Genomic DNA, 710 nt, shown 5'->3' on the forward strand with positions numbered 1-710 from the left:
TTCATGAGTTCTGCGCCACCGGCTTGCAGAATCTCTTCAGCACAGGCTCTACCGAAGCCTTTATTTTCAGAAACAGCAATAGTCTTTTCCACACCTATTCTTTGTTGCCCATCAAGACTAAACAAAGCTCCTTTAAAGTGGATCGTATCACCTTCAATGGTAACCAATGCTCCAATGGGTGCGGTGCATCCTCCCTCAAGGACTCTTAGAAATTCCCGCTCAATATGAACACAGATTTGAGAAGGTTCATGATTTAAAGCGGCAAGTGCCTTTCTGCAAAAATCATCTTCTTCCTTGGCCACGACGAGCATGGCTCCCTGGGCAGGTGCCGGGATCATCCATTTAAGGTCTATGTAGGATTCCGGTTTTAGATTTATACGCTCGAGACCGGCAGCAGCGAATATGGCTCCGTTCCAGTCGCTGTCCTCCAGTTTTTGAAGCCTGGTATTGACATTTCCTCTTAGATCTACGATCTCATGATTGGGATATTTATGCAGCCATTGTGCCTGCCTGCGCAGACTTCCAGTCGCAACAACTCCTTCTTCATTTAAAAAATCGGTGCCTTTGTGGATCAAAATATCCTGGGAATGTGCCCTTTTTAGCACCGCTGCTTCTACAATTCCTGTAGGAAGGGCAGTAGGAACATCTTTCATGGAATGTACGGCAATGTCAATAGTACCGGTGAGCATTGCCACGTCCAGGGTCTTAGT

The 710-nt window shown here is 46.5% G+C and carries 1 protein-coding gene; it reads right to left on the reverse strand.

What is annotated here, in order from left to right; translation table 11 throughout:
* Window positions 1-710 (reverse strand): hydroxymethylbilane synthase (hemC, locus tag HC175_RS15890; protein WP_168139398.1); only part of this gene is annotated, 710 nt, incomplete at both ends.

It is taken from the genome of Salinimicrobium oceani (assembly GCF_012037645.1).